This is a genomic window from Nostoc sp. (assembly GCF_036918245.1).
Taxonomy (GTDB): Bacteria; Cyanobacteriota; Cyanobacteriia; order Cyanobacteriales; family Nostocaceae; genus Nostoc.
Genome location: NZ_JBALEF010000039.1, coordinates 1 through 26,493, shown reverse-complemented (window position 1 = coordinate 26,493; position 26,493 = coordinate 1). Strand labels below are relative to the sequence as shown.

Below are 26,493 nucleotides of genomic sequence, written 5' to 3'. Positions count from 1 at the left end.
AAATGACCAATCCCCTACTCTTTAGCTAAAACACCATTAAGGAAGATATCAGCAAGTCCTTCGGCCATTTCCTGCATTTGTTGGGGAGAGGCGTCAGGTTCTATGAGGGTGTTGTTAGAAAAACCTGCGATCGCAAACATTCCTAAGAAAACTTTTGCAACTAGCTTGGCGTCTGTTTGACGATAAATACCTTTATCCATCGCTGTTTGAAAGAATGCTTCACCGACATCAGTCATTTTAGTAATCACTTCTAATTGAATGCGATCGCGCAAATCGGGGTGAAATTGCACCTCCATAAAACAAACGCGCATCAAATCAGCATTTTTTTGGAAATTCCACATCCGGCGGCGCATCACCTGAGCGACGGCTTTATAGCTACCCATTTCACTTAATTCTGTGAGCAAATCGGTGAGAATCTCTACCCAGCCACTCGTGGCTACTTCTACCAAAATTGCTTTTTTATTCGGAAAATGACGAAATAGAGTGCCTTCTGCTACACCTGCTGCCTGTGCTAAGTCGCGGGTGGTAGTACCGTCAAATCCCTGAGAAGCAAACAACCGTTGCGCTGCCTGTAAAATCCTGGTGCGCGTCTGAGCCTCTGAGGGCGGGGAAGAATTAAAAACTCGCATAACAGTTATGGTTAGATATCCGTAACAAGACTTGTAGCATTATTGTCTAATGTCAAGTGCAAAGAGCCACTGAAAGCTTAATACAAGATTAACGTTCTTTTGCTGAGTATCCTGTTATTTAGGTAATGTAACTTTATCTTAATTTTCGCTTATGAACCAGAGCAGTCGGTCAATTTTGGATTTTATACTTCCTCGTGAGCGCGGCTCGACTGAGCGATCGCAGAATATCTTAGTCGAACGATTGGGGACTTTCCTGCGGAACGCTACGCGAACGACTTCTCTACGAGACGCTACGCGAACGCTCAGTCGAACGATTTTGGATTGCTCAAATCGAGTATCTCTCATATTACGGCGGTTATTTGTCACTTTGTTGACTTTAATTATCTTCTCGTGGGGATTGCTGCCAGAAGTCGCTCTAGCTCAAACTCAGACAGCACCTCCTCCTCAAGAAACTAAAACTCAAACCCCGCCAGTTCAAAGTTCAATCCAACCTTATCTCGATCGAGTTATTAAGCAATTAACGGAGTTTCGCCTCGACAATGGTTTGAAATTCATTGTCTTGGAACGACATCAAGCGCCCGTGGTTTCTTTTCTTACTTATGCAAATGTTGGTGGTGTGGATGAGCCAGATGGTAAAACTGGTGTAGCTCACTTTCTGGAACATTTGGCGTTTAAAGGTACAACGCGTATTGGTACACAAGACTACAAAAAAGAAAAACCGCTACTAGATACCTTAGAGCAGTTGAATACTCAAATTAAAACAGCGAAAGCCGATGGCAAAAAAGCTGATGTTGTTCGGTTACAAACTCAGTTTGAGCAAGTGGAATCGCAAGCAGGTAAGCTAGTCAAGCAAAATGAATTGGGGCAAATTGTCGAACAAGCGGGAGGCGTGGGTTTAAATGCCAACACTTCAACCGAAGCCACTCGTTATTTTTACAGCTTTCCTGCCAATAAGCTAGAACTTTGGATGTCGTTGGAGTCGGAGCGATTTCTCGATCCGGTAATTCGTCGTGAGTTTTATAAAGAGAAAAATGTAATTTTAGAAGAACGACGGATGCGGGTGGAGAATTCACCCATTGGACAGATGGTGGAAAAGTTTATCGATGTTGCTTACAAAGCCCATCCCTACAGGCGTCCAGTGATTGGTTATGACGAAGATATTCGCAATCTGACACCAGAAGATGTCCAAAAGTTTTTTGATACTCACTACGTACCAAGTAATTTAGCGATCGCCATAGTCGGAGATGTCAATCCGACTCAGGTGAAAAAATTGGCGCAAACTTATTTTGGCCGCTTTCAAGCTAAAACCAAAGCTGTTGAACAAATCCCGGTGGAACCGCCACAACAACAAACACAGGAAGTTACTTTACAGCTACCTTCTCAACCTTGGTATTTAGAAGGTTATCACCGTCCGGCGATTACTCATCCAGATAATGCAGTCTATGAAATTATTGGCAGTTTATTAAGCGATGGGCGCACGTCGCGGCTATATAAATCTTTGGTAGAAAAGCAGCGTTTGGCGCTAAATGCTCAAGGTTACAGTGGATTTCCTGGAGACAAGTACCCAAACTTGATATTTTTCTATGCTCTGACAGCTCCTGGTCATACAGTTGATGAGTTGGCGGTGGCTTTACGTCAAGAAATTGACAAATTAAAAACTGAGCCTGTAGCGGCGGCTGATTTGCAACGGGTGAAAACCCAAGCACGGGCGGGTTTGTTACGTACTCTCGATTCCAATATGGGCATGGCTCAACAATTATTGGAATATGAGGTGAAAACTGGCTCTTGGCGGAATTTGTTTAAGCAGTTGGATGACATTTCAGCCGTGACGACGGCTGATATTGTGCGCGTGGCAAAGGAGACTTTTACGCCGAAAAACCGCACGATTGGGAAGCTGTTGTCGAAAGAAGCATGAAAAACGAACCGCAAAGGAAAAGAGATATGCAGAAGTATAAGGTGAAAGGTAAAAGGCAGATAGCGTTGAAAATTCAAAATAGAAAGGGGTTGATTTATGCTTTGGTTGCTGTTTTTGCGTGCTTACTTTTAACTTGTAATTTTTCTCTGGCGGCGACGGCTGAAGCGAAACATTACACACAATTGCAGCTACCACAGCTACCTGAGATTAAGTTACCCAAGTATGAGCGGTTTGTGCTGCAAAATGGCTTGGTTGTGTATTTAATGGAAGATCACGAGTTACCGTTGGTGAATGGTACGGCATTTGTACGGACAGGGAATCGCTTGGAACCAATGGAGAAAGTTGGGTTGGCTGGTTTTACAGGCGGGGTAATGCGAACTGGAGGAACTAAGAACCATTCGCCTGATGAACTCAACGAGATATTAGAACAACGGGCGGCATCTGTGGAAGTTGGTATTGGTGAAGCTTCTGGTAGTGCTAGCTTTGACGCACTCAGTGAAGATTTAGAAACAGTGTTTGGGCTGTTTGCTGAGGTACTGCGATCGCCTGTATTTGCTCAAGAAAAGCTAGACTTGGCTAAGACACAAGCCAAAGGTGGCATTGCCCGTCGTAACGATAATCCAGATGGGATTGCTAGTCGAGAATTTAAGAAATTGCTCTATGGGAAAGATAGCCCTTATGCTCGCACGATAGAGTATGCAACGGTGGATAAGGTTGAGCGTGAGGATTTGCTCAAGTTTTATCAGCAATATTTCCACCCCAATAATATAATTTTGGGAATTGTGGGTGATTTTGATGCTAAAAAAATGCGATCGCTCATTCAAGCTAAGTTTGGCAATTGGCAGCGTAACCCAGGTATTGCTAAACCCACATTACCAAAGGTTTCGCCAGCTAATACAGGTGGAGTCTTTTTTGTCAATCAGCCACAACTGACGCAAAGTAGTGTGCTTATCGGGCATTTGGGTGGACGTTTCGACAATCCCGATTATGCAGCGCTGGATGTGTTGAATGGAGTGTTAAATGGATTTGGTGGACGCTTATTTAATGAATTGCGATCGCGTCAAGGTTTAGCTTACTCTGTCTACGGCCAGTGGAGTCCCCGCTACGATTATCCTGGCATATTTATCGCTGGTGGAGAAACGCGATCGGATGCTACTGTCCAGTTTGTCAAAGCTTTACAAGCTGAAATCAAGCGCACCCAAACTCAAAGAGTGACAGCAAAAGAACTGGCTTATGCCAAAGAGTCTACACTCAACTCCTTTGTGTTCAACTTTCAAGACCCCAGCCAAACCTTATCACGGTTGATGCGATACGAATATTACGGCTATCCTGCTGATTTTCTCTTTCGCTATCAAAAAGCCGTCGCCGCCACCACAGCAGCCGATGTGCAACGGGTAGCACGAGAATATCTCAAGCCAGAAAAGATTGTGACTCTAGTAGTGGGGAATCAAACCGCCATTCAACCGCCATTGACACAGTTAGCTAAACAGGTGACACCAATAGATGTAACGATTCCTGGTTCGCAGCCACAGGCGAAGAATTAATAGCGTAGATGGGTAGAGACTCAATATCCAAATAAAATTGCAAGGCTCGTATCCCTGACTTCTCTAAGAATTCGGGGATCTTGTTGTTCAAATAATTTTCTTCATTATCGGGAAATGACAGAGGACAAATTGGAGTAACAAGTAGAAACTAAATCAGGAACCAAAACCTCTGGCAACTCCAGAGGTTTTTTCTTTACTTTATTAATCTTTTTCGGAGCGATCGCTCCAGCATACACTTCTATAAAGGGCTTCTTCAAGCAAGCGATGTCTAACGACGAGCTGCGGCGTATCTGAGAATCTAGCGATGAAGCAGCAAAAATTGTCGCAGCGAATTATTTAACTAGAGTAAGCTAAATTTAGGTTTCAACTACTGGGAGTGGAGATGATGTTGTTGGAATTAAAGCGCATCCATGTTCCACCAGGACAAAGAGTGCTACTACGAGATGTAACCTGGCAGGAATTGGAAACAATTCTAGAAGATTTAGGGGAACACCGGGCAGCACGAATTGCTTATGATAAGGGAATACTGGAGATTATGGCACCACTGCCAGAACATGAATATGACAAAGAAATTATTGGTGATTTAGTCAAAGCTTTTTTGGAAGAATTAGATATTGAGTTTAGATGCCTTGGTTCTACCACTTTCAAAAACCAAGCAATGGCTCAAAGTATAGAACCCGATCAGTGTTTCTATATAAAAAATGAATTCAAGATTCGCGGCAAGAAGCGGCTAGATTTAGCAGTAGACCCTCCTCCAGATTTAGCTCTAGAAATTGATATTACTTCTCGTACTCATCTTAATATTTATGAAGCCCTAAAAGTGCCTGAACTTTGGCGTTTTGATCGAGGAAAGCTCCAAATTAATGTTTTGCAAGACAGACATTATGTAAAATCTCAACAAAGCCTAAATTTTCCTCTATTCTCACTAATTGAAGCAATTCCCCAATATCTGGAGCAAAGTACAACAGCAGGTAAAAATGCAACGCTCAAAGCTTTTCGTCTTTGGGTACAAAAACAGATACAAGAGCAATAACTTATGCTGTCACCAGAATTCACAACATACAGCGGATTTCAAGTTAGTGAAGTACATAAGCTAAGTCTCCCATTTAGGTAGAAAGCAATACATTTAAGATAAACCCAAAACCCAGATGTAGAGACGCGATTTATCGCGTCTTGAAAGACCAATCATCTATACTTCTGACTCCTGAATTCTGAATTATGCTGTATAACTATTGCCAACCTTAGCATTAGTGGATAAATTGTACTTCTTTGAAGTCATTACTACCGCATTTTAATCTATGTTTGTTAAACCCAAAATACTTTTATCATCGCTTGCATTATTACTCAGTTTTGCAAGTCTATTTCTTAGTGCTTGGATTATTCTTCCGGCTCCAAATATGTTTTTACTCACGCTAGCAGTAGGAGCGCCAGAAGTCAGTCCTTGGTTATTATTATTAAACTTGCTCTTTTTATTGCTGTCTTTATTCTATATCCGTCGCCGTCAGCTACAACGCTTAGTTTGCATTTTTAGTTTAATCGGATTGCTAATTTGTGGATGGGTGCTAGTGAATATCGCACCAACTCAAATGCAGATGGCTAAAGCGATGAAACAAGGGTTGGGAGAAAATTATCTAGAACAAATTCCAGTCCAAGTAAGGGCTAATATGCAAATCTATCCCTTTGACTTAGTTAATTTCTTTCGGGGTATTGCATTAGGTAAAACACGTCATCAAAAAGATATTCTCTTTGCTTCTCCTGAAGGAGTGCCTTTAAAAATGGAAGTTTACCAACCCCCAGAGGTAGGGAAATATCCAGCAGTGGTAGTAATTTATGGTGGAGCTTGGCAATATGGCAATACTCATGCCAATAGCGAGTTTAATCAATATATTGCTAATCATGGATATACGGTATTTGCGATCGACTATCGACACGCACCTAAATATCAGTTTCCATCTCAGTTAGATGATGTGCGTACAGCCCTGAATTTTATTCGCAAACATGCAGCTAAATATGAAGCCGATTCAGAACGTATGGTACTTTTAGGACGTTCTGCTGGGGCACATTTAGCAATGTTAGCGGCTTATCAATCCGATGCACTACCCATTCGTGCTGTGGTGAACTATTACGGGCCTGTTAACTTAACTGAAGGATACAAAACACCACCAAATCCCGATCCTATAAATTCTCGTGCTGTTTTAAAAGCATTTCTTGGCGGTTCTTTAGAAGAATTGCCTAATCAGTATAAAATTGCTTCACCGATAAATTACCTAACGCACCCTTTACCGCCAACTTTATTAATTTACGGCAGTCGTGACCATTTGGTGGAAGCGCGATTTGGTAAACAGATGTATGAAAGGTTATATGATACTGGCAACACTGCGGTTTTTCTAGAAATTCCTTGGGCAGAACATGCTTTTGATGCTGTTTTCAACGGTGTGAGCAATCAATTAGCGTTGTATTACACTGAGAGGTTTTTGGCTTGGGCGTTGTTCAGGCAATGATTTTATTCGCAGACTCATTCACAATTATTAAAAACTCAGCACTCCTTACTCCTTTTGAGGCCAGCGCCAATTGTAGCGATTCCATTCATACATTCCTTGAATTTCATACTCAGCGCCGTTAAAGAAGCGGACGACGCAATTAGTAGAGGAATCATCGCGTAGGCGTAGCCCGTCGTAGACATCGCTAATTTCCTTGACCTTAATCACCATACAGGGAAACCATTCCCGCTTACAAGGCCCATCCTCCTGCACCCATTCCCATAGTGCATTGGAAACTTCAATGCGATCGCCTACTCTTAACTTTAGTGCATCCTCAAAATAAGAATACTTATCAAAATGATGTGACTCAACCCGATTCAGCCACTGTAAACCATAGCGTTGGCGAATAAATTGTACCGTTCCAGAGTCGTTTTCCAGTAACCAGTCATTGAGTAATTGCACTTTCCAAGTGCGATCGCGTTGTTCTTCCTCCTTAACAAATTGTAAAAATACTTCTAACTCCTCTGGGGTAAGTTCGTCTAAGGGATTAGTAATATTTGACATCCCAGAGGTAGAATTTCCCTGAATTTGCTCGACCATTTGCAGTAATATCTGTTTCTGCGTGTCAGTGAGAGGACAGCTTGCGGCATCACAACTATTAAAGGCTGCAAGCATAGCTGTTTCAATCTCATCTGGAGTCATAAGTTAATAGCAATTGAGGGTTTATTTCCCTAATTATTACAAAAGTTAAATTCAAGTCTCCAATCACCCTGTAGTTAAATTCAAGGTAAGCTGAGGTTGTAAGTTAAATATTGTTTACTATATTAAGTCACGGGGTCTTTTATGCGGTTGCGTTCACTCACGGTCGTTTTTATTTGCTGTCTCATCACCTTTCTATCGTGGGTGATTATTCCCCCAGCTGTAGCCCTGACACAGATTAAACTATTTGATGTCTCTTATAAAGATTGTCCATCAGAACTAGCACAAGGGGCTGTTATCAGTAGTGGTAGCGCGGCAGCCAATTGTTTTATTGTCATTGGCAAAGCAGAAAATGGCACTAATAAAACAGTCTATGACGCAGATATTTTTGGACGCATTTATGATGCCAATAATGACTCGGTGATGCAAAACCGCACTCGCTTAGGCTCTATTACCGAGGTGCCACCAGGCATTAGCGATTTTGAATTGAGGATTTCTGTACCGGCAAATCAGCCCACTCCGTTGAAGCTGAAGCAATTCAAGGCTGCCGGCTTTAGCGGTCAAGTGCGTAGGTAATAAATTTTAACTTTTCCTGCTATAAGTCCCGCACTTTATCCAAAAATTCTGTGTTGGGATCAATAGCAAGCCATCATAACGTAAAGGACAAATAAGTTCAAATAAAATACTAGGGAATTCTTGAAACTTGAAATACAGCAGAATACAGAATACAGAATTCAGGACTAAAACACGCTTTATACCTGGCTTTGAGACTTAGCTTGTGTACCTCACCAACTTGAAATCTGCTGTATATCGTAGAATATAGCGTCAGTTTTCAATTAGGGACTTCCATAATTATCTTTATTAGCCTTGAAATTGCATAAGTCTGAGCTGGTTAGCCCAGACCTAAAAATCATTAGTTGAATATGGAGCAAACTGCAAATTCTGTCTATCAGATGGATTGCAGTCCACCACCTACTATTTGAAGCAGTATGATAGCTAACATTGCAGAAAAATCGATACCGCCCAAAGGGGGAATGATGGAGCGGAACAGATTCAGATAAGGATCGGTTATCTGGCTCAAAGTGGTAAATGGTTGGTTGTACCAGTTGATTGTCGGGAACCAGGTCAATAGAACCCGAATAATTAGCAAAACAGTATAAATCTGGATGAAAGAAGCCAGGGTGTTGATCAGAAGGTACATGGATTTTTTGGTTTCCTAATAAGTGTCAAACGCGGTCTTATCTTTTAATTTTAATTTAGTCCATGTCATGGTGTATGCGGATTCCCGATTTACCACACTTGACACTTTCACCACGCCTGAACAAACTTCAGGAGTCTTTAGTGAGGGAGCGGTCATTGGCTGCTTGGGGTGAACCGCCATTAACATTTCCCAGTTGCTTTCGCACTTCATCAATTGTGGCATTTAGCTGGGCAATTTTATCTTCTAGCGATCGCCTGGCCGTTTCTATGCCGATGCTTTCACTTTCTGAAGCTTTCATCTGACGCCGCTTTGCTGCTATTTTCTTAGCTTCGGCTTGGCTATCTGTCAGTTCTGTCTCCTCTTCTATTAGCAATTCTGGATCGCGCCGAGAAGCAATCAGTGCCCCGATAACACCACCAAATACGCCACCAACAAACGCCCCTGCTACAAAACCACTGCCAAAACCATCTCGCTGACTCATATCTTTACCGCCTTCACAAACCTTGCAACTTTTACAGTAGTTATGCTATTTTCCTGCCCTAGCTGCATACTAGCTTAAGTCCCAAAGATGCGATCGCCTGCATCTCCCAATCCCGGTACAATATATCCCTTGCTGTCCAGTTTTTCGTCAATAGTAGCGGTGTAAATTATTAAACCTGGATAAGCTTCACTCAATTTTTGCAAAGCTGGTGGAGCCGCCACTACACAAACAATCCGTGTTAGGGCTGGATCGGCACCCCGTTGTGTCAATTCTGCCATTGCTGCCATAATTGACCCTCCTGTTGCCAACATTGGATCGGTAATTAACACTCGTGTTTGGGGGTCAAATTTTTCTGGTAACTTGTTCAGATAACAATGAGGTTGCAGTGTCTCTTCATCTCGCGCCAAGCCAAGGTGGTAAATCGATGCTAAAGGCAGTAAAGTCTGCGCTCCCTCTAGTAATCCTAGCCCAGCCCGCAGAATCGGCACTACTGCCATAGGCACTTGCGGATCAATCACCGTTGCTGGACAGGTATCTAAGGGACTCTGTACTGCTGTTTCTTGAGTCGGCAACCAGTCTCGTGCAGCTTCATAAGTCAGCCATCTTCCCAACTCAGTCATGGCACTGCGGAACAATACTGAAGGCGTGCCTGCATCACGGGCAACTGCTAGCCAGTGCTTGATCAGGGGATGGGGTGGAACATAAACGCGCAATTGTAGCGTCATAGCCAGAAATAGGCGCCTTTTTATTGTATAACAACTGAAACACCATAATACTCTTTCCTGCATCCGGCTGACAGCTTAAAATTAACAATCTCAAATTTATTGATAAATTTTTTCATTAGTAGTTGACATTAATTCTCAATCAAGGCTATATTCTTATACAGTGTTCTCCTCTCTTTTAAGGATCGGCAGACGGGATTAGTCAGCAGTAGCAGGCTCGTCCCTCTTTTTTTTTTTGATTAGGGCATTGGGCATTGGGGATGGGGGAGAATAACTAATGACTAATGACTAATGACTAAAATGCAAGATATTGATGCGATCGTGATTGGGTCTGGGATTGGCGGATTAGTAACAGCGACCCAGTTAGCGGCCAAGGGAGCGAAAGTGCTGGTACTGGAACGTTATTTGATTCCAGGTGGTAGCGCTGGTTATTTTGAACGCCAAGGCTATCGATTCGATGTTGGCGCATCAATGATTTTTGGACTGGGACAGAACGGTACTACCAACTTACTCACCCGTGCATTATCAGCGGTAAATGTTAGCCAAGAAGCGATCGCAGATCCGGTACAGATTCACTATCATCTACCCCAAGGTTTAGACCTGAAGGTTGACCGGGTTTATGAAAAATTTTTGCAAAATCTTACTGCTCATTTTCGCCATGAAGAACAAGGGATTCGTCGCTTTTATGACGAATGCCAAAAAGTATTCAAGTGTCTCAACAGCATGGATTTGCTGTCACTGGAAGAACCTCGGTATTTACTGCGCATATTTTTCCAGCATCCTTTAGTGTGTCTCGGTTTAGCTAAGTATCTGCCCCAAAATGCCGGGGATGTGGCGCGGCGTTATATCAAAGACCCGCAATTATTGAAATTTATCGATATGGAATGTTATTGCTGGTCGGTGGTTCCATCAGACATGACACCGATGATTAATGCTGGAATGGTCTTTTCTGACAGGCATTATGGCGGAGTTAACTATCCTAAAGGCGGAGTCGGACAAATTGCCCAAAAACTGGTGGAAGGTCTAGAAAAGGCTGGAGGTCAGATTCAGTACCAAGCTAGAGTTACGAAAATTCTCACAGAACAGGGAAAAGCGGTAGGTGTGCAACTGGCGAATGGTAAAGTATATTGGGGTAAACGCATAGTTTCTAATGCTACACGCTGGGATACATTTACACAATTACTACCAGCAGAAGAAATGCTACATAATGAGAAAAAGTGGCAACAAACCTATCAAAAATCTCCCAGCTTCTTGAGTTTGCACATCGGGGTAAAGGAGTCAGTTTTACCTGCGGGGACAGAGTGTCACCATATTTTGCTGGAAGATTGGGAAAAGATGACAGCAGCAGAAGGCACACTGTTTGTTTCGATTCCTACATTGCTTGACCCAGATTTAGCACCAAATGGATATCACATCATTCATGCCTTCACGCCTCACTGGATTGATGATTGGCAAGAACTTTCTCCCAGTGAGTACGAAGCGAAGAAAGAAGAGGCGGCTTGGCGAATTATTGACCGCCTAGAGAAGATTTTTCCCGGTTTAGATGCCGGATTGGATTATTTAGAAGTGGGGACACCGCGCACCCATCGCCGCTTTTTGGGTCGTGAAGATGGCACTTATGGGCCAATTCCCCGACGTAAGTTGTGGGGGTTATTGAATATGCCCTTTAATCGCACAGCTATTTCAGGACTTTATTGTGTAGGGGATAGTACCTTTCCCGGTCAAGGGTTGAATGCAGTTGCTTTTTCTGGATTTGCTTGCGCCCACCGCATTGCCGTAGATTTAGGATTTTAATTACAGAAACAGCTTACGCAAAAAACCTAGTAAACGGATAGCCAAATCTATGTTTACCTGAGTTTTATGCGTAGTCTCAATTTCCTCTAATATTTTCTGCATCTGTGCCAGATTTTTTTGATTGATGCCGATGATACTAACATTTATAATTGCTGCTCTTACCCGATCGAGAGTAAGTTTGCATTCGCTAACTGCTCTCTCCAACTTATTTACTTTTTCCCAGTTTTTTTGACGTTGTGCGTTGATAAGTTCAAAATTAAGCTGAAAGAGAATATCTTGTAATTTTTCTTCTGTATTATTGAGTTTTTCTAAATCAAATTGATTGCTAGTAATTTCTTTAAGCTGAAAAATTATTTCTGCAAAAATATCTAAAATATTATTGGTGGACATTATCTATATATTCAGTTAATTTTTGAACGTTACTCATGACTCATGACTAGTTGTACCTTAAAAATCATTGGCATAATTGAGAGTTTGGTGGTTGCACCTGTCTGTTTCTGAGAGATATTTCTTTCATAAATTCTTTTAAAACTTCATCTTTGTTAACTTCTCTTTCAAGAGTGTAAATATTCCTAAGTGTTGAATTGTAATTGTTACCAGTTAAACTAGTAGCTACCCCAACAATCTGAGTAACTCTAGTAGCAATAACTTCAAAATTAAGATACTGATAGTACAGGCTACTATACAAAATTTCCATAAGCTGAATTTCTGGATATGGGAAACCCTCATAGACATACTTAGCTGTGTCCAGATAAAGTTATTACTTATTTACACCATGAGATAATTCAGTATAAAAATGATCAAAAAGCTAATTGCGTCTGAATTAAATCTTTTTGCCCAATAAGCTGGAATTTTTAGTAAGCGTAGAGTATTACGGAATACTTATATACTGATTAAATTAAATACTTGTTTTAACAGATGCTTTTGCGTGTAAACGCATAATTTACAAAACTTTTTATAATTGTGCTTTAATGGTGGGCGGCTTTTGTTCGTTTCAGAGTCTTCCTCACCCACAAAGCGATCGCTGATGCTACTCACACACAAAGAAAACATTGTAAAATTTAGCTGGCTTCTACCCAGCTTCTTAAGCTTGATCCTGTTTGGCTCCACTGTAAAGGCTAATGCTGCGATCGCCAATTGGCATTTTGATAGCAATCGCAATCATCTGGATTTCACCACAGATGAGAATGTTCAACCGAAGGTACAACTACTTACCAACCCTACTCGTCTGGTAATTGATTTGTCTGGAGTTACATTAGGATATCCACAGACTAGTCAAAGAGTGGGGTTAATAATTAAAGACATTCGCATCGAGCAGTTTAATACAGAGACTACCCGTATGGTAGTTACTTTAGCACCCGGTTATACCTTTGATTTAGCACAGGTGCAACTGCAAGAGGAATCTCCCAATCATTGGTCTGTGCAGTTACCCAAACCAATACAATTGACTGCAACCCAGCCGCAATATCTAGAGATAACTCCGAGTATTTCTCCAAGAGTGAATGATAATAGCACTCTCTTTGCTGGCGTGGTTCCGATGCATTCACCGATGAAAGCGCTGGAACCTCAAATTAAAGCCTTGATGAGTCGCTACAGTTTTCTGAAAACAGGAATGTTTTTCCTGGATTTGGATACTGGAGATTATTTGGATGTTAGAGGCGATCGCATTTTCCCCGCTGCTAGTACAATCAAACTACCAATACTCATCGCCTTTTTCCAGGATTTAGATGCTGGTAAAGTCACCCTTCAAGAAAACCTGACTATGCGGCGTGACTTAGTTACCAATGGTTCTGGGAGTATGCAATATGAGCGAGTTGGGAAGAAGTACACAGCTTTGGAAACCATCACTAAGATGATTACTATTAGTGATAATACTGCCACCAACATGATTATTGATCGCTTAGGTGGAGCAGCGAAACTAAATCAGCGCTTCCGTAGTTGGGGACTGAAAGACACAGTAATTCGCCATCTTTTAGCTGACTTGAGAGGAACCAATACCACAAGTTCTCAAGATATGGCGCGGGTGCTGGCTTTAGTTGTAAACAATAAACTAGTTTCTCCACAGAGTCGGGAGCAAGCCTTGGGTATTCTGCGTCACACCACAATTCACACACTGCTTCCCGCAGGTTTAGGGAAAGGTGCAGTCATCGCTAACAAAACCGGAGATATCGGCTTTCTCATCGGCGATGCGGGATTTGTTACTATGCCCAATGGTAAGCGCTATTTGGCCGCTATCTTCGTCACCCGTCCCTACAAGGACAGCAGGGGGAGAGACTTTATTCGTCAAGTTTCCCAACTTGTTTACAATTACCTGAATCAAGAGAACCCTGTTGCTGCGGTTAATTCGCCTAACAGTGTTACGAGATAGCAGTAGGGCGCACAGCTAGCTGTGCATAGGTGTCAAGTTAACGTGAAAGCCCTATAATCACCTGATATTAAGTCCACTCGCTTACCATCACTATCCGCGTCACCCCACCCCGGTTTTGTCTAAAGCCAAAACCGCCCCTCCCCTTGGCAAGGGGTGGGGTAAAGCGTATGTGGGACAAGGGTTTGAGCTTAAGTTTACACCAATGACAGCTGTGCGTCCCTACAGTAATTAGATAATTATGATTTTACTTGCTGCTCTAGTAGCCTTTTCCCTAGCCTCTTGGACATTCACACCCTTGGCCAAAGCTACGCCCATTCGCCGATATGGATGAGCATTAGGTTTACCAAATAATCTAATATCTACATCTTTTTCTGACAAAGCATCGGCTACACCACTAAAACTAATAGAATCAGATTTTTCTGAGGCTAAAATTACCGCACTAGCTGATGCTCCTAGCTGTTCTATATGAGGAATTGGCAAGTCTAAAATAGCTCTTAAATGTAGTTCAAATTCATTGAGATTTTGTGAGATTAATGTCACCATTCCCGTATCGTGGGGTCTAGGAGAAAGCTCTGAAAAAATCACTTCATCTTTAGTAATGAAAAATTCAACACCAAAAATTCCGGCTCCTCCCAAAGCATCAGTTACTTTTATAGCTATTTCTTGTGATTTTAATATTTTATCTTCAGAAATTTCTGCGGGTTGCCACGATTCTTGATAATCGCCTCTTTCTTGGCGATGACCAATAGGAGAGCAGAAAAGTGTCGGTGCATTCCACTGTTTAATTGTCAGTAAAGTTATCTCAATTTCAAAGTTAATAAATTCTTCGACAATCACCTTTTGACTGTCTCCTCTAGAATTAGCGATCGCATAATTCCAAGCATTCTCAACCTCAATCTTATCCTGCACTACAGATTGACCTTTCCCTGATGATGACATCACAGGTTTAACAACATTAGAAAAGCCAATTTTATCAGAAACTGCAATTAATTCTTCTAGAGTTGTTGCATAACCATATTTAGCTGTTCTGATGCCCAATTCTTGATGTGCCAGTTCCCGAATTCTATCGCGGTTCATTGTATAGTTAGTAGCAGCCGCAGTCGGAATAACTGTAATCCCTCGCTGTTCAAATTCGAGCAATTTTTCTGTTCGGATTGCTTCAATTTCTGGTATGATAATATCTGGCTGGTATTTTGTCACTACAGCTTCTAAATCATCAGCACTGAGCATAGAAATAACTTCATAAGCATCAGCAACCTGCATTGCCGGAGCATTGGCGTAGCGGTCAACAGCAATCACATAATTACCAAGACGTTGAGCAGCGATCGCAAATTCCTTACCTAGTTCTCCTGAACCCAGCAGCATCAATTTTTGGGGCAACTTAATACTCATTAACTTATCCAAGTCAATCTCAATTCAATAATTTTTTGTGTTTTAATTACCGTATTCTCAATAATTAAATATAGCTTTTCGTAGTTGTAAATCTTGACGTTGTAGCTGAGTTAAACCAGTACCTACGCCAAGCTGACACTTATCTACTAGAGTCTCTAACCAAATAGTCTCGTTCAGAGTTGCACCTCGTAAATCTGCATTTATCAAATTGGCTTTCGTCAAATTTACAAACAATAGGTCTGCATTGACTAAACTGCTACCTTGTAGATTTGCTCCTGACAAATTTCCTCGGATAAAGTTTACTCCATCTAAAACTAAACCAGATAAATCTGCTCCGATAAGATTAGGAAACTTTAGCTGACTTGGATATTTTAAAAACCGCATAATACAGATGGTATTTGCTTCATTTAGTCGTATTTTAGTTAAAAACTCATAACGAGCTATGCCCAGTTGCTTAAGAGTTTGTAAACGTTGTAGGGGACTTTGTTCTAAAAACTGGATGGCTGTGTAGCGTAGGTCTTGAGTAGGGATATTTAACATGATTCTCAGATTGTTGTGATACTACGATTAAAAATTTAATAGCCGATGCAGGCAAATAATAGATAATATAGCAGTCTTAAACCATTCATGAAAAACAAGAACCCCGACTTATTTGAGAAATCGGGGTTCTAACTTTATTGATAACTACTTACCTAACGTCCTGCCAATAATGCTTTTGTAGCAGATTCGCCTGCTAACCTCACCTGCCTTGTCAACTGGAAGTTCAACAACGCTAGAACACTCAAATCAGCTAAGAGTGCCATAAAAACTGTTGTTACCCCAGCGGATTCTATAGCTGCCCAAGGAAAAGTTGTAAACATCCATACAGTAGAATGTTTCCATGACGAGATACCAATAAATTCTAGAATCATCGGAGGTAAAAACATTACAGCACCTAAAGTCCCAATTGCCCAAAAAGAACGCTTAGGAGTTTTCCGCAAAAGTATCAATTGGAAGATGGTAGCGTAAATCATCATTAAGCTGATAGACAAAGCTATAGTTAAAAGTACTTTAAACCTGTCAATCTCGTTAACAATCTCAGTTCGACCGTTGTTTGCATCAACAACAGATGTAAGTACAAGCCAAACTAACCAAGGAATAGCAGCAATTGTCAAATTAATAGCGATCGCCACAAGTGCAGGGCTTTTTTCGGCCCAAATTAGATCCTGCCAAACACTCTTATGGTTAGAAACTCCCTGATGTCGATATCTTGCCCAATCTTGTACATCTTGACGGTGAGGGGAAAGAACCGCAATTAAACTTAAAATCAACACCAAGTTGTACATTGCCAACAAAACGAAATTTACCGCAACCTGTTCATCCCATGTGTGATTATTATTACCATTTTGGAGGGCAAATCCCCATATCATCAACTGGCAAAAAGTTACTAGTAAATAACTTTGCTTCTTGCTAATTATTGAGGCTTGAGGATTACGAAAGCAACGTTTAAGAGCTTGCAAAATACCGTAACTGCACAATCCAAAGTTTAATAAATGGAAGCCAACAACACTAACAAAAATTGTCCCTAATGGTAAGTAGAAAAACTGCAACTTTTTCAGTGGAGAACCCTTGTATAAATGGAACAAGTTAGGAAAGAGATAATTTGTTGCATCCCAAGGAGCAAACAGCCTCAACCAAGTCGTTGAATTATACCAAGCGCCTGAATTATCAGATGCTACTATCTGAAACGTTATCAACAAGAAAAGGAAAACTGCACCACTACCTAACCAAGGTTGAAAACCGCTAAACCAACGACTAATTAAGCCAAAGAGGAGTGCAGCACTGTAGAAGAAAATACAGCTAGCACCAAGAATCGCGTAATAACTTAAAATGTAACTAAAGACAATTTTGGCAGAATGCCCAGCCCACAAATGTAAAGGAACTGCTGCTAAGACTACGAGATAAATTAAACTCGGAACTCCTAGTAACTTGCCAGTCAATATACTTGTTTCTGACTGGGGACTAAGACGGATAAAATTCAGCGTACCGCGAGTTTCTTCTTTGGCTAAATCATTGATTAGCAAATAAGTTCCTGCAATTAAGAGTGTAAATACAAAAATTACACTGAAAGAGAGGAATATATATTCCCAATGGTTTCGCCACCACAACTGCCAATTAATTTCATTTTTGGGACAAAAATTATTTGATAGGAAATTATTGAATTCAGCAATTATAGATTGATCTGATTGCTGGTAAAGCCGGTTTTGTTGCTGTTCATATACTTGACGCAGATTACAGTATGTGGCAGTTAGCGAATATCTATCACCAGGAAATTCGCGTAACTGATATAAAAAAGCTACTAATTGCACCAGTAGAGATGTTGCAACTGCGATCGCTACATTAAAAAATTTCAGCCGTCCTTTGAGTTCCCGGAATAATTGCGGATTCCAATCGCCGATTTTGTCTATTAAATTGAGCATCATAGCAAAAAAATCTCCAAAAATGGGGAGTGATATTTATTGACGAATCAAGATGCTTGTTTGTGACCTAATTTTAAGAAAATACTTTCTAAGTCTTCTTGGGTGCAGTGAAAATCAGTCAGGGGAATGCCCGCTTTGATGAGCGATCGCAACAACTCAGCACTATCTTCCTCTTTGCCCGAAAAATTTACCCGCACGCTGTTTTTTCCTGGAATTACCTCCCACTCTTCTACTAAAGGATGATGTTTTAGTTCCCTTAAAAGTGCCTCTAGGTTCCCCAGAGTTGATATCACAATTTGTTGATGGGCAAGACGTTGATAAAGTTGCTGTAGGGAAGTACTTTCTACCAAGAAGCCAAGTTCCATAATTCCCACAGAAGTACACAGTTCCGCTAAATCACTGAGAACATGAGAGGAAATGATGACAGTCATCCCAGCTTCTTGCAAAGCCTTAATGATTTCACGAAAGTGCATCCTGGCGATGGGGTCAAGCCCAGAAACAGGCTCATCTAGTAGTAGTAAAATCGGTTCGTGGATAATGGTTCGCGCTAAACTTAAGCGCTGTTTCATCCCCCGCGACAGCGTAGAAATCTGGCTGTTGCGTTTATTACCAAGTTGGATGAGTTCTAAAACTTCATGTAGGCGTTGAGTGCGGCGCGGTTCTCGCAAGCGATAGAGACGCGCAAAATAATCTAGGTAATCCCAGACTGTCAAATCCTCATATAGCGGGTAGTCATCGGGTAAGTAGCCTAGACGACGCTTGAGCTTGGGGTTACTCTTGTCACGAAGTAGGCGATCGCCATTAATATAAATCTCACCCGTAGTTGGTTCCTCAGCAGTCGCCAACATGCGGATGAGAGTTGTTTTACCCGCGCCATTCGGCCCAATCAGTCCATATACTTCCCCCGGCTGAATTTCTAAATCAACATCATTGACAGCAACGTGCCTGTCAAATTGCTTAGTTAGTCCACGGGTGCAAATTGCTAATTCTTTTACCATCGCGGCTGGAGTGCGGCTTGTGATTAACACTTAACTTAACCTCTTTCTACAATTTGTGTGAGGCTGGTTTCGGAAATTGAAACTGCTTTACGTAAAGTTGCTTTGAGCAATACTTTAGACAATTTTTAGTTGAGGGAATCAGCAAGGAAGCTATCGAACCATTAAAGTGCTGATTAGAACAAACAAGCACCTTAATGGTTCGATAGCTGTATGGAAATTGTATAAAGCTTACTGACAAAAATGGGGATTTTCCACAAACTTCAGATAAAAGGGTTGACGACACTGTTTGCCACTATTCTGATTGCTCGTGGCAAGGTAAACAATACCCAACTTGAGTCGCTACAGCGAATGAACAGAGAAAAGTTATCGCTGACAGTTTAACAAACAGTTTGACTTCGCTCAGTTCAACGCGGAAGTAATCAAAGTAGCAACATCTCTTCATCACCCGATGATCGCCGTGATGGATTGCTCACTCATTACCAAAAGCGGGAAAAAGAACTTTGGACTCGACCAGTTTTATAAGAGGAGCGTCCTCATATGTGGAATCACCACCCCAAAATCAATGACGCATTGGTTGTGTTGAGATAGCAATCTTTTAACAGCATAAACTTCCAATGGCTGACAATACTGATAAACTCTCCAGAAACCCTCAATTTATCGCTTATGCTTTGCTAATTCCTCGTCATAGCGGATCTCAAAGTAGTATTCCCACCGTTACTCATCCGTCAAGCTTTATTTTACTAAGTGTTCTAAGTGATTTATAGCAAAATTACATATAGATTTTTTTAAATAATTTCTAACCAGTGTTAATACTGTTAACAAAAATCTTAACCCTGTTAACTCTTCATGAAATTGAAGGAAACTAGCCGTCATTTCACCAATTTAAATTTAATTAATAAAACTAGTAAATTCGCTACTTACAAGTGCTACTCAGACTACTTAGGATGAGAAGCGAAACAAACATCAAGATTTTACCTGGAGTTATCAATGAATAAGCAACTTTCTACTAACGCTTTATTTATTGTCATTAGCTTGCTTGGAGTATCTTCTGCTATCACACCTGCTTCAGCTAGCTTGACAAGTGCAATAACAGCAGTCACAAAAACTGAAGTTCCTAAAACAGTACAAAGTGTAACCACAACCAGTAATACTGCTGAAGTCGGAAAAGGCGTTAAAGCTACTGTCCAAGAGACAACTAATACCACCGTTGGACAATTGGCTGGAGTTGCAACTGATTCTAAAACAACTGCACAAGTAAAAGACCCAAGTCAAGTTAAATTACCATCCTTGGATAACCCAACACAGATCGTCCAAACCACTGGTCAAGCTGCGGTTGGAATTAAAGCCGATCAACAAAGTACTCAAGCTAATGCAAAAGCCGACCTGGGAGTACAAATCGCTGATTTGGCCACAGTCGGTATCTGTTTAGACGCTAATGCAACATTAGGAATTGCTAATAAAAATAGCTCGGCTAATTGTTCCAAAGCCGTTGAAACTCCACCTGTTGGCATTGAAACTTTAGCTGCTGCCTTTGAAACTTTACAAAGTGTAACCACAACTACTAATACTGCTACTGCTGAAGTCGGAAAAGGCGTTAAAGCTACTGTCCAAGAGACAACTAATACCACCGTTGGGCAATTGGCTGGAGTTGCAACTGATTCTAAAACAACTGCACAAATAAAAGACCCAAGTCAAGTTAAATTACCATCCTTGGATAACCCAACACAGATCGTCCAAACCACTGGTCAAGCTGCGGTTGGAATTAAAGCCGATCAACAAAGTACTCAAGCTGATGCAAAAGCCGACCTGGGAGTACAAATCGCTGATTTGGCCACAGTCGGTATCTGTTTAGACGCTAGTGCAACATTAGGAATTGTCAATAAAGGTAGCTCGGTTAATTGTTCCAAAGCCGTTAAAACTCCACCTGTTGGCGTTGAAACTCCACCTGTTGCGGTTAAAACTCCACCTATTGTGGTTGAAACTCCACCTGTTGCAGTTGAAATTCCACCTGTTGCGGTTAAAACTCCACCTGTTGCAGTTGAAATTCCACCTGTTGAGGTTGAAAAGTTCTATGTTGCTATAAAAATTCCATCTGTTGGTGTTAAACCTCACTCTGTTCCCGAACCTACAACTCTCGGAGGACTTGCTTTGTTGGGGGTTTACTTTATTTCCCGCCGTCGTCGAGTCTCTTAATTTAGAACTCTTGAGTACAGTTACTCTCCTGAAGATTTTTGACAGTGTTTTGCCAAATACTTGACTTAGAGCATACCTTTTGACATTGCACGCTCATTCAATCAGCGTTAGCGAAGCTTAACGAAGTTATCGCCCAACTCACAGGTCGCAAAATTTTTCTTTCACCAGTCCAATATTGCTTGTCACCTTTAGCACCCAATTTCAATTACTGTACTGTATATGCAGCCCTTTATCCAAAATCCTTTATCAGTAAGTCTTTTGAGACTTAACAGGAAAAGTCAGCTGGTGTATAGTCTCCACTGCCAATACGGTTCGGATAACTTTTTTAACCGAACCGTATAGTCTCCACTCCCAATCTCAAATCGCTGCATAAATCTCGCCATGCCAGCCAGCAGGGCCAAATTCTTTATTTAAGGCTTCTATAGCCTTTTCTATGTTGGTGAAGTCTAGCTAGACTTTATATATAAACCCTTTCAACTTTGAACTGCTATATTCTCAACCGTTTAATTTCAGCTTGATTATATGCCTGCTAGTCAACGACTATAAGACTATCTATTCCTAAAGAGGTTACAGGTGTCAAGCAAAAAAATCGGTTTTTGGTCTGTGTGGGCATTGGGTGTAGGCGGCATTGTCGGTGGACTTTTTCCAGCGCTGGGAGTTGTAATTCAAATAGCTCATACAGGCGCACCACTAGCATTTGCGATCGCCGGGACAATAGCTTTGATAACTACTTATGCTTATGCAAAACTTTCAGTAGCTCATCCATGCCGAGGCGGGACAGTAACCTTTTTAAACCAGGCTTTTGGTTCAGGGCTGTTTAGTGGGACACTGAATCTTCTACTATGGTTTAGCTATGTAGTCATGCTTTCTTTTTACTTACAGGCTTTTGGTAGTTATGGAGTTAGCCTGTTCACAGAGTCTACTCAACCTATTTGGAAGCATTTACTGATTAGCTTGGCAATTTTAGGGACAACTGGATTAAATCTACTAACTGCCAATCATATTGGTAAATCTCAAATCTGGATTGTCAGCTTCAAACTGGGGATTTTGATCCTGTTCATTACTATGGGAAGTAGTCATATCGACATTTCCCGTCTAGAACCAGTCTCAGTATCGTCGCTACAGTCAATTTTCGCAGGAGCAATGGTAATCTTCTTGTCTTATGAAGGCTTTGAGCTAATCGCCAATGCAGCAGAGGATCTTGTCAATCCCAAGCATACTTTGCCACGAGTTTATTACTCTGTAATCGGGTTCGTTATTTTGCTTTACGTTTTAATAGGACTGGTTACATTGGGAGCAGAACCGATAGAACAGATTTTGGCAGCAAAAGACTATGCTTTGGCTGAAGTTGCTAAACCAATTATGGGGCAATTTGGATCTGTTTTGATTACTATTGCTGCTCTTTTCTCAACTATCTCGGCTAGTAACGCCACACTCTACGGTTCAGCTCGTTTTAGCTCTATTATTGCTAAATCTAGGGGGTTTGACTCTGGCAGCCAAATAAATGGCATAGATCAATCTTCAATTGGCTTATTTATTACTAGTGGTATCACTCTCATAATCGCCAATTTCTTTGATATAAGTCGGATATCAACGATGGGTAGTGCTGGGTTTCTCCTAATATTTGCTGCGGTTAATTTAGCTAATGCTCGTATGTATCGTTATACAAAAAGCAAGCAATGGATTTCAATTCTAGGTACTGGAATATGTTTGGTGGCACTAGGGATGTTAATTTGGTTTGCTTTGCAAACAGATCCACAAACTGTCTGGGTTTTAGTGTTCATGGTAGGAGTAGCCATAGGCATCGAAGTAATCTACTACCTGTCAAAAAACTGACAGCTACACCTTTGAAGAAGCTTTGCTCAACTGTAGGATGTATTTGTAATAGTCCACGTTTGGATTAATTTAATTTGAATTTGCTAACAGCGCCTTCTCTGTTAGCGGATTGCTACACATAGCTCTTTACTTTAGATTCTCATTATGATCATCTTTTAAAGGTGATTTAGGAATGGCTCATCAGTGGTAACTTTATCTGGAACGTCGAGCCTTTACCTTCATTGCTCATCACATGAATGTGACCACCGTGAGCCTGGACAATTTGTTGAGCGATCGCTAATCCCAACCCAAATCCGCCGCTTTCTCTGGCACGTTCTGTGTCAACCCGGTAAAAGCGATCAAAAATGTAAGGTAAATCTGCCTCTGGAATTCCAATTCCAGTATCGATGACCTGAATTACTGCCCGATCTGGATGAGGTTCTAAGCGTAACCAGACAGTTCCACCAGACGGAGTGTAATTGCAAGCGTTGTTGAGTAAGTTTTCCACAGCTAGCCGCAGCAAATCGGGGTCAGCCCACAACTCAATGGGTTGTTCTGGTAAATGGCTGATCAACTTGATCGACGCTTTTGCAGCAACAGTATTGTAATAAATAACTAAATTCTCTAGCAAGCTATTGAGATTAACCTTTTTGAGAGATTCGGGAGTTAATTTTCCCTGATGCCGAGCCAACAGTAATAAGTTATTGACCAAGGTACTCATCGACTTGGCGCTATCGATGATGTTCTCCACTGAGGGATGGATTTGAGGATGGTCTGCTGCCATTAGTAACCCAACTTGGGCATTGGTCAAAATTGCAGAAAGGGGCGATCGCAACTCATGAGAAGCATCTGATGTGAAGCGTTGCAGTTGATTATAGGCTAGCTGAACAGGCTGCATAGCTATGCCACTGAGTACCCAACCTGTAAGTCCAATTAACCCCAGTGCGACAGGCACAGCCAGCGTCAATATTAACTGAAATTCTCTGAGCTCGTTTTGAGTTTCTGTCAGTGGGATAGCAACTTGCAGATAACCGATGACCGAATTTCCGCCTTGAACAGGTAGCGTGACTTGACGAAGCCAAAGCGTCTTACCTGTAAACTGGTCAACAGACTTAATCGTGAGAAACTCAGATGCTATTTCTAACTGCTCTGGAGGTGGAGTACCAAAAAACCGCTTGAGTTTGCCATTGGGGTCATACCAGCGAATATACACCAGTTCAATATCAGCGGGGTGAGAACCACTACCCAATAGCGGTATATTGCTCAGATCGACTTGTTTTTGTCCTTGATACAGCCGATACTGCGAACTGGCTGCCATTAGCTCTGCTCTTTTATAAAGTAGTTGATCTAATGCTTTGAGCTTGTCTTTTACCTCAAGATTGTAAATGACTCCAGCAAAGAGAATGAGAATGCACCCCATTGAAAGGGTAAACCAACGAGCTAAGTTACGACGACTGCGGTTAAACACAACTCATGCTAATTCGTAATTCGTAATATTTCGGCTCCCTTCGACTGCGCTCAGGGCAAGTCGCTCAATACAAGTTCGTAATTCGTAATTACAAGACTTTTCAAGTAATTGAACTACACTACTCCCTACCTCGTCTCAGCCATTATCAAATTTCAAGATGGTTTTGGAGGGTTGAGACGATAGCCCATGCCGTAAACAGTTTCAATCCAATCGGCTGCTGCTAATGTTTGCAAACGTTGGCGAAGTTTACGAACTAAAACGGTGATTGCATTGCTTTCTGGCTCACTACCCCACTCCCATACGGCTTGCTCAATTTGGTTACGAGTCAAAACTTGCTTAGGATGACGCATGAAGTACTCTAGCAACTGAAATTCCTGGCTGGAAAGGGATACGATCGCCCCTTGTCGCTCCAAAATTAGTGTATCGAGATGAAGTTGCAGGTCTGCCAACCAGAGGGTGTCTCCTTGCCAGAGAGGCGATCGCCTCCTCAATGCCCGCACCCGTGCCATGAACTCCACGATATCAATCGGTTTGACTAGGTAATCATCAGCTCCGGCATCTAATCCTATGACTTTATCGGGTGTGGTATCTTTTGCCGTGATCATTAATACAGGAGCTGTTTTTCCCGCCGCCCGATACTGTTGACACAAACTTACTCCACTAATCCGAGGTAACATCCAATCCAAAATCAGCAGATCATATTCTTTTTCAGCCAAAAGCCATTGAGCGGTTTCACCATCCTTGACACCATCAACGCTGTGTCCAGCCTGAGAGAGAACCATTTGTAACGGCATTAATTGTTTTGGATCATCCTCTACCAGTAAGATTTTCATCACCTTTATACACTTGTGCTTGTTTAGAATAATCCATTGAAGCAATCTCAACGTCTTTCATCAGTCAGATTTCAGAGGATTGTCTACCTCATTAGGATATACATGAAGTGTGACCTAGCAAAATCAGAAGCAGGTGTAGTGTGTGGCGTATTAGTAAACGTTGGCTGCAAGGGCTGGGATTAGAGTTTTGGTTGCCTCTACCACTGGTAGCAGTTGTGTTTTGGCTTGGCTGTAATTTCCTAGCTGCTCAAGAGTTAAGCCGACCCTACTCCACGAAGAAAAAACTTCAGTCAGATACTCAACTTGAAGCACGGGTATCAGTCAATGTGTTGCTCATTAACGCCGCCGTCAACCGAACTAAAAGAATTACCCAGGTAGAAGTGGAAACAGCAGACCCCATCTTGAAGCGACTGGAATTAGAACTTCCAACAATAGAATTCAGCCAAATAGAAGCGACAATTGCCCAAGAACTAGGTCTACCCCGTGAGGATGTTAGAAAGTTAGTACGCTATGAAGTTGTGGAATAACATTGATCGGATTTCAGTTAGGAAAAAAAGTAACAAAGCCTACGTGTCAACAACTGTAAAATTCCCTACAAGCTGGCTTTTCGTAAACTAATGCTGCTCAGTCTCCTTGCGAAGTTAAGGCGGCGATCATAATTAGAGGAGATTAAACCAATACTGCCTAACACTGTTGCTCGGTTGCTGATCTTACCCTTGGTATTGCTCTCGCAAGATATAGTCCGAAAGTTTGGCAGATGAAAAACATCTTTAAGTCTTTTTAGAACCTTTTGCCTTTGATCTAACTGCTTTATTGCGCTACTAAGCAGCTAGACTAAGTGTCCCATTAATTTGATTTAATCGTCCAAGCCATAAATCCTTATAAAACTCCATCTCTTGTGGAGTGAAAAGGAATTCATTACAGGAACCGTTGCCGATTAAATAAATCAAAGCAGCTTGTTCAACATGATATAGTGCTTCAATTGGAATGTAATAAGCAGCCAATTTAATAATTTTGTCTTGAATCCAATTCAGAGAAAGTTTAGGTTTAAGAGATATTTTCAAATCACTAATAGTTAAGCTATCTCGATATAAACCTACTTGCTCAAATTTTCCAAAATATTGATAATTAAAGGTTACAATGTACTGTTCTGAATAAAGACAAGCACCGAAATTTGGTAGTAATTTGTTGAGAGCCTCAATCTAATTTTTATAAGAGTTACTAACTGCCTTTATTTCTCCATCTGTAAGGTAAGAGTGAAGATACGAATGAACAGTGATTCCGGTCTTAATTGCTTCATCACGAATACGCTTAGACTCTCTGATACCGACTCTATCTTCCCATTTGCGAAGAGCCTCTATAGTTCTATCATCTTGTGTCCGTTTAAGAATATTACTAACGCTATAGAAAACGTAAGGATTCAGGTGGCAGAGTATTGACAAGGGGGACACTTGAGGGGGAGTATCACAAATATGAACCAAAACCTGCCTCAAGATATAGAC

General features: G+C 41.4%; 24 protein-coding genes. 10 read left to right on the top strand and 14 right to left on the bottom strand.

From position 1 onward, the window contains the following. Positions 1–14 precede the first annotated feature (14 nt). Positions 15–629 carry a TetR/AcrR family transcriptional regulator gene (locus V7L12_RS09075; RefSeq protein ID WP_335084007.1) on the bottom strand — a complete coding sequence of 205 codons (615 nt, stop codon included), beginning with the start codon at positions 627–629 and terminating at the stop codon, positions 15–17. A 151-nt stretch (positions 630–780) separates the two neighbouring features. On the opposite strand from V7L12_RS09075, the gene V7L12_RS09070 reads away from it, so the two are divergent. The 4 genes from V7L12_RS09070 (at position 781) to V7L12_RS09055 (ending at position 6,589) form a co-directional block, all read left to right on the top strand. Beyond that, positions 781–2,544, top strand: a complete 1,764-nt coding sequence (locus tag V7L12_RS09070; protein ID WP_335084005.1) for a M16 family metallopeptidase — start codon at positions 781–783, stop codon at positions 2,542–2,544. 26 nt (positions 2,545–2,570) lie between these two features. After that, on the top strand, positions 2,571–4,088 hold the full coding sequence (locus V7L12_RS09065; protein ID WP_335084003.1) for a M16 family metallopeptidase: 1,518 nt from the start codon (positions 2,571–2,573) through the stop codon (positions 4,086–4,088). 385 nt (positions 4,089–4,473) lie between these two features. After that, a complete protein-coding gene (locus V7L12_RS09060) occupies positions 4,474–5,121 on the top strand; it encodes a Uma2 family endonuclease (protein WP_335084051.1) in 648 nt (215 codons plus the stop codon). A gap of 265 nt (positions 5,122–5,386) precedes the next feature. Further along, positions 5,387–6,589 (top strand): alpha/beta hydrolase, encoded by a 1,203-nt coding sequence (locus V7L12_RS09055; protein ID WP_335084001.1) that lies wholly within the window; start codon positions 5,387–5,389, stop codon positions 6,587–6,589. A 45-nt stretch (positions 6,590–6,634) separates the two neighbouring features. Here the strand turns inward: V7L12_RS09055 and V7L12_RS09050 are convergent, their stop codons facing one another. Further along, a complete protein-coding gene (locus tag V7L12_RS09050; RefSeq protein WP_335083999.1) occupies positions 6,635–7,270 on the bottom strand; it encodes a hypothetical protein in 636 nt (211 codons plus the stop codon). A 141-nt stretch (positions 7,271–7,411) separates the two neighbouring features. Here V7L12_RS09050 and V7L12_RS09045 point away from each other — a divergent pair, with 141 nt between their 5' ends. Further along, positions 7,412–7,843 carry a biotin carboxylase gene (locus V7L12_RS09045; protein WP_334823348.1) on the top strand — a complete coding sequence of 144 codons (432 nt, stop codon included), beginning with the start codon at positions 7,412–7,414 and terminating at the stop codon, positions 7,841–7,843. A 373-nt stretch (positions 7,844–8,216) separates the two neighbouring features. On the opposite strand, the gene V7L12_RS09040 is transcribed toward V7L12_RS09045, so the two are convergent. From V7L12_RS09040 to upp, 3 genes are all read right to left on the bottom strand, one after another. Then, positions 8,217–8,468, bottom strand: a complete 252-nt coding sequence (locus V7L12_RS09040; protein ID WP_334823350.1) for a YggT family protein — start codon at positions 8,466–8,468, stop codon at positions 8,217–8,219. A gap of 127 nt (positions 8,469–8,595) precedes the next feature. Further along, positions 8,596–8,949 (bottom strand): hypothetical protein, encoded by a 354-nt coding sequence (locus tag V7L12_RS09035; RefSeq protein ID WP_335083997.1) that lies wholly within the window; start codon positions 8,947–8,949, stop codon positions 8,596–8,598. A gap of 74 nt (positions 8,950–9,023) precedes the next feature. After that, positions 9,024–9,674, bottom strand: a complete 651-nt coding sequence (gene upp / locus V7L12_RS09030; protein WP_334925926.1) for a uracil phosphoribosyltransferase — start codon at positions 9,672–9,674, stop codon at positions 9,024–9,026. Positions 9,675–9,962: 288 nt separating this feature from the next. On the opposite strand from upp, the gene crtH reads away from it, so the two are divergent. Beyond that, on the top strand, positions 9,963–11,465 hold the full coding sequence (crtH, locus tag V7L12_RS09025) for a carotenoid isomerase (protein ID WP_335083995.1): 1,503 nt from the start codon (positions 9,963–9,965) through the stop codon (positions 11,463–11,465). Here the strand turns inward: crtH and V7L12_RS09020 are convergent, their stop codons facing one another. Then, a complete protein-coding gene (locus tag V7L12_RS09020) occupies positions 11,466–11,855 on the bottom strand; it encodes a hypothetical protein (RefSeq protein WP_335083993.1) in 390 nt (129 codons plus the stop codon). A 64-nt stretch (positions 11,856–11,919) separates the two neighbouring features. Further along, positions 11,920–12,162 carry a hypothetical protein gene (locus V7L12_RS09015; RefSeq protein ID WP_335083991.1) on the bottom strand — a complete coding sequence of 81 codons (243 nt, stop codon included), beginning with the start codon at positions 12,160–12,162 and terminating at the stop codon, positions 11,920–11,922. A gap of 288 nt (positions 12,163–12,450) precedes the next feature. Here V7L12_RS09015 and V7L12_RS09010 point away from each other — a divergent pair, with 288 nt between their 5' ends. Beyond that, positions 12,451–13,833: a serine hydrolase gene (locus V7L12_RS09010; protein ID WP_335083989.1), complete on the top strand. Its 1,383-nt coding sequence runs from the start codon at positions 12,451–12,453 to the stop codon at positions 13,831–13,833. A 228-nt stretch (positions 13,834–14,061) separates the two neighbouring features. Here V7L12_RS09010 and purT read toward each other — a convergent pair whose 3' ends face one another. The 4 genes from purT to V7L12_RS08990 form a co-directional block, all read right to left on the bottom strand. Continuing rightward, positions 14,062–15,225 carry a formate-dependent phosphoribosylglycinamide formyltransferase gene (purT, locus tag V7L12_RS09005; RefSeq protein ID WP_335083987.1) on the bottom strand — a complete coding sequence of 388 codons (1,164 nt, stop codon included), beginning with the start codon at positions 15,223–15,225 and terminating at the stop codon, positions 14,062–14,064. A 57-nt stretch (positions 15,226–15,282) separates the two neighbouring features. Continuing rightward, positions 15,283–15,765 (bottom strand): pentapeptide repeat-containing protein, encoded by a 483-nt coding sequence (locus V7L12_RS09000; RefSeq protein ID WP_335083985.1) that lies wholly within the window; start codon positions 15,763–15,765, stop codon positions 15,283–15,285. A gap of 152 nt (positions 15,766–15,917) precedes the next feature. Continuing rightward, positions 15,918–17,687: an ABC transporter permease subunit gene (locus tag V7L12_RS08995; RefSeq protein WP_335083983.1), complete on the bottom strand. Its 1,770-nt coding sequence runs from the start codon at positions 17,685–17,687 to the stop codon at positions 15,918–15,920. A 44-nt stretch (positions 17,688–17,731) separates the two neighbouring features. Next, the gene (locus V7L12_RS08990; protein ID WP_335084050.1) at positions 17,732–18,682 is read right to left on the bottom strand and encodes an ABC transporter ATP-binding protein; all 951 of its coding nucleotides are present in this window, start codon (positions 18,680–18,682) and stop codon (positions 17,732–17,734) included. Between the two features lie 987 nt (positions 18,683–19,669). On the opposite strand from V7L12_RS08990, the gene V7L12_RS08985 reads away from it, so the two are divergent. Continuing rightward, complete coding sequence (locus V7L12_RS08985; protein ID WP_335083981.1) at positions 19,670–20,875, top strand: PEP-CTERM sorting domain-containing protein; 1,206 nt, start codon at positions 19,670–19,672, stop codon at positions 20,873–20,875. 573 nt (positions 20,876–21,448) lie between these two features. Then, positions 21,449–22,711: an APC family permease gene (locus tag V7L12_RS08980; protein ID WP_335083979.1), complete on the top strand. Its 1,263-nt coding sequence runs from the start codon at positions 21,449–21,451 to the stop codon at positions 22,709–22,711. A gap of 166 nt (positions 22,712–22,877) precedes the next feature. Here the strand turns inward: V7L12_RS08980 and V7L12_RS08975 are convergent, their stop codons facing one another. Both V7L12_RS08975 and rppA read right to left on the bottom strand, forming a co-directional pair. Beyond that, positions 22,878–24,158, bottom strand: coding sequence for a sensor histidine kinase (locus V7L12_RS08975; RefSeq protein WP_335083977.1), 1,281 nt, complete (start codon positions 24,156–24,158; stop codon positions 22,878–22,880). Between the two features lie 152 nt (positions 24,159–24,310). After that, entirely contained in the window at positions 24,311–24,991 is a 681-nt protein-coding gene (gene rppA, locus V7L12_RS08970) for a two-component system response regulator RppA (RefSeq protein ID WP_335083974.1), read from the bottom strand. A 140-nt stretch (positions 24,992–25,131) separates the two neighbouring features. On the opposite strand from rppA, the gene V7L12_RS08965 reads away from it, so the two are divergent. Beyond that, entirely contained in the window at positions 25,132–25,518 is a 387-nt protein-coding gene (locus tag V7L12_RS08965; RefSeq protein WP_335083972.1) for a hypothetical protein, read from the top strand. A 294-nt stretch (positions 25,519–25,812) separates the two neighbouring features. On the opposite strand, the gene V7L12_RS08960 is transcribed toward V7L12_RS08965, so the two are convergent. Continuing rightward, positions 25,813–26,055, bottom strand: coding sequence for a hypothetical protein (locus V7L12_RS08960; RefSeq protein WP_335083970.1), 243 nt, complete (start codon positions 26,053–26,055; stop codon positions 25,813–25,815). Positions 26,056–26,493: the final 438 nt, after the last annotated feature.

What these genes read in the sequence shown, in the direction of transcription:
- V7L12_RS09040 (WP_334823350.1), bottom strand. Translation starts at nt 8,468, where the DNA reads ATGTACCTTCTGATCAACACCCTGGCTTCTTTCATCCAGATTTATACT.
- V7L12_RS08990 (WP_335084050.1), bottom strand. Translation starts at nt 18,682, where the DNA reads ATGGTAAAAGAATTAGCAATTTGCACCCGTGGACTAACTAAGCAATTT.
- V7L12_RS09035 (WP_335083997.1), bottom strand. Translation starts at nt 8,949, where the DNA reads ATGAGTCAGCGAGATGGTTTTGGCAGTGGTTTTGTAGCAGGGGCGTTT.
- V7L12_RS09050 (WP_335083999.1), bottom strand. Translation starts at nt 7,270, where the DNA reads ATGACTCCAGATGAGATTGAAACAGCTATGCTTGCAGCCTTTAATAGT.
- V7L12_RS09065 (WP_335084003.1), top strand. Translation starts at nt 2,571, where the DNA reads ATGCAGAAGTATAAGGTGAAAGGTAAAAGGCAGATAGCGTTGAAAATT.
- purT (WP_335083987.1), bottom strand. Translation starts at nt 15,225, where the DNA reads ATGAGTATTAAGTTGCCCCAAAAATTGATGCTGCTGGGTTCAGGAGAA.
- V7L12_RS09020 (WP_335083993.1), bottom strand. Translation starts at nt 11,855, where the DNA reads ATGTCCACCAATAATATTTTAGATATTTTTGCAGAAATAATTTTTCAG.
- V7L12_RS09045 (WP_334823348.1), top strand. Translation starts at nt 7,412, where the DNA reads ATGCGGTTGCGTTCACTCACGGTCGTTTTTATTTGCTGTCTCATCACC.
- V7L12_RS09015 (WP_335083991.1), bottom strand. Translation starts at nt 12,162, where the DNA reads ATGGAAATTTTGTATAGTAGCCTGTACTATCAGTATCTTAATTTTGAA.
- V7L12_RS09070 (WP_335084005.1), top strand. Translation starts at nt 781, where the DNA reads ATGAACCAGAGCAGTCGGTCAATTTTGGATTTTATACTTCCTCGTGAG.
- V7L12_RS08995 (WP_335083983.1), bottom strand. Translation starts at nt 17,687, where the DNA reads ATGATGCTCAATTTAATAGACAAAATCGGCGATTGGAATCCGCAATTA.
- V7L12_RS09075 (WP_335084007.1), bottom strand. Translation starts at nt 629, where the DNA reads ATGCGAGTTTTTAATTCTTCCCCGCCCTCAGAGGCTCAGACGCGCACC.
- crtH (WP_335083995.1), top strand. Translation starts at nt 9,963, where the DNA reads ATGACTAAAATGCAAGATATTGATGCGATCGTGATTGGGTCTGGGATT.
- V7L12_RS09060 (WP_335084051.1), top strand. Translation starts at nt 4,474, where the DNA reads ATGTTGTTGGAATTAAAGCGCATCCATGTTCCACCAGGACAAAGAGTG.
- V7L12_RS08985 (WP_335083981.1), top strand. Translation starts at nt 19,670, where the DNA reads ATGAATAAGCAACTTTCTACTAACGCTTTATTTATTGTCATTAGCTTG.
- V7L12_RS09000 (WP_335083985.1), bottom strand. Translation starts at nt 15,765, where the DNA reads ATGTTAAATATCCCTACTCAAGACCTACGCTACACAGCCATCCAGTTT.
- rppA (WP_335083974.1), bottom strand. Translation starts at nt 24,991, where the DNA reads ATGAAAATCTTACTGGTAGAGGATGATCCAAAACAATTAATGCCGTTA.
- upp (WP_334925926.1), bottom strand. Translation starts at nt 9,674, where the DNA reads ATGACGCTACAATTGCGCGTTTATGTTCCACCCCATCCCCTGATCAAG.
- V7L12_RS09055 (WP_335084001.1), top strand. Translation starts at nt 5,387, where the DNA reads ATGTTTGTTAAACCCAAAATACTTTTATCATCGCTTGCATTATTACTC.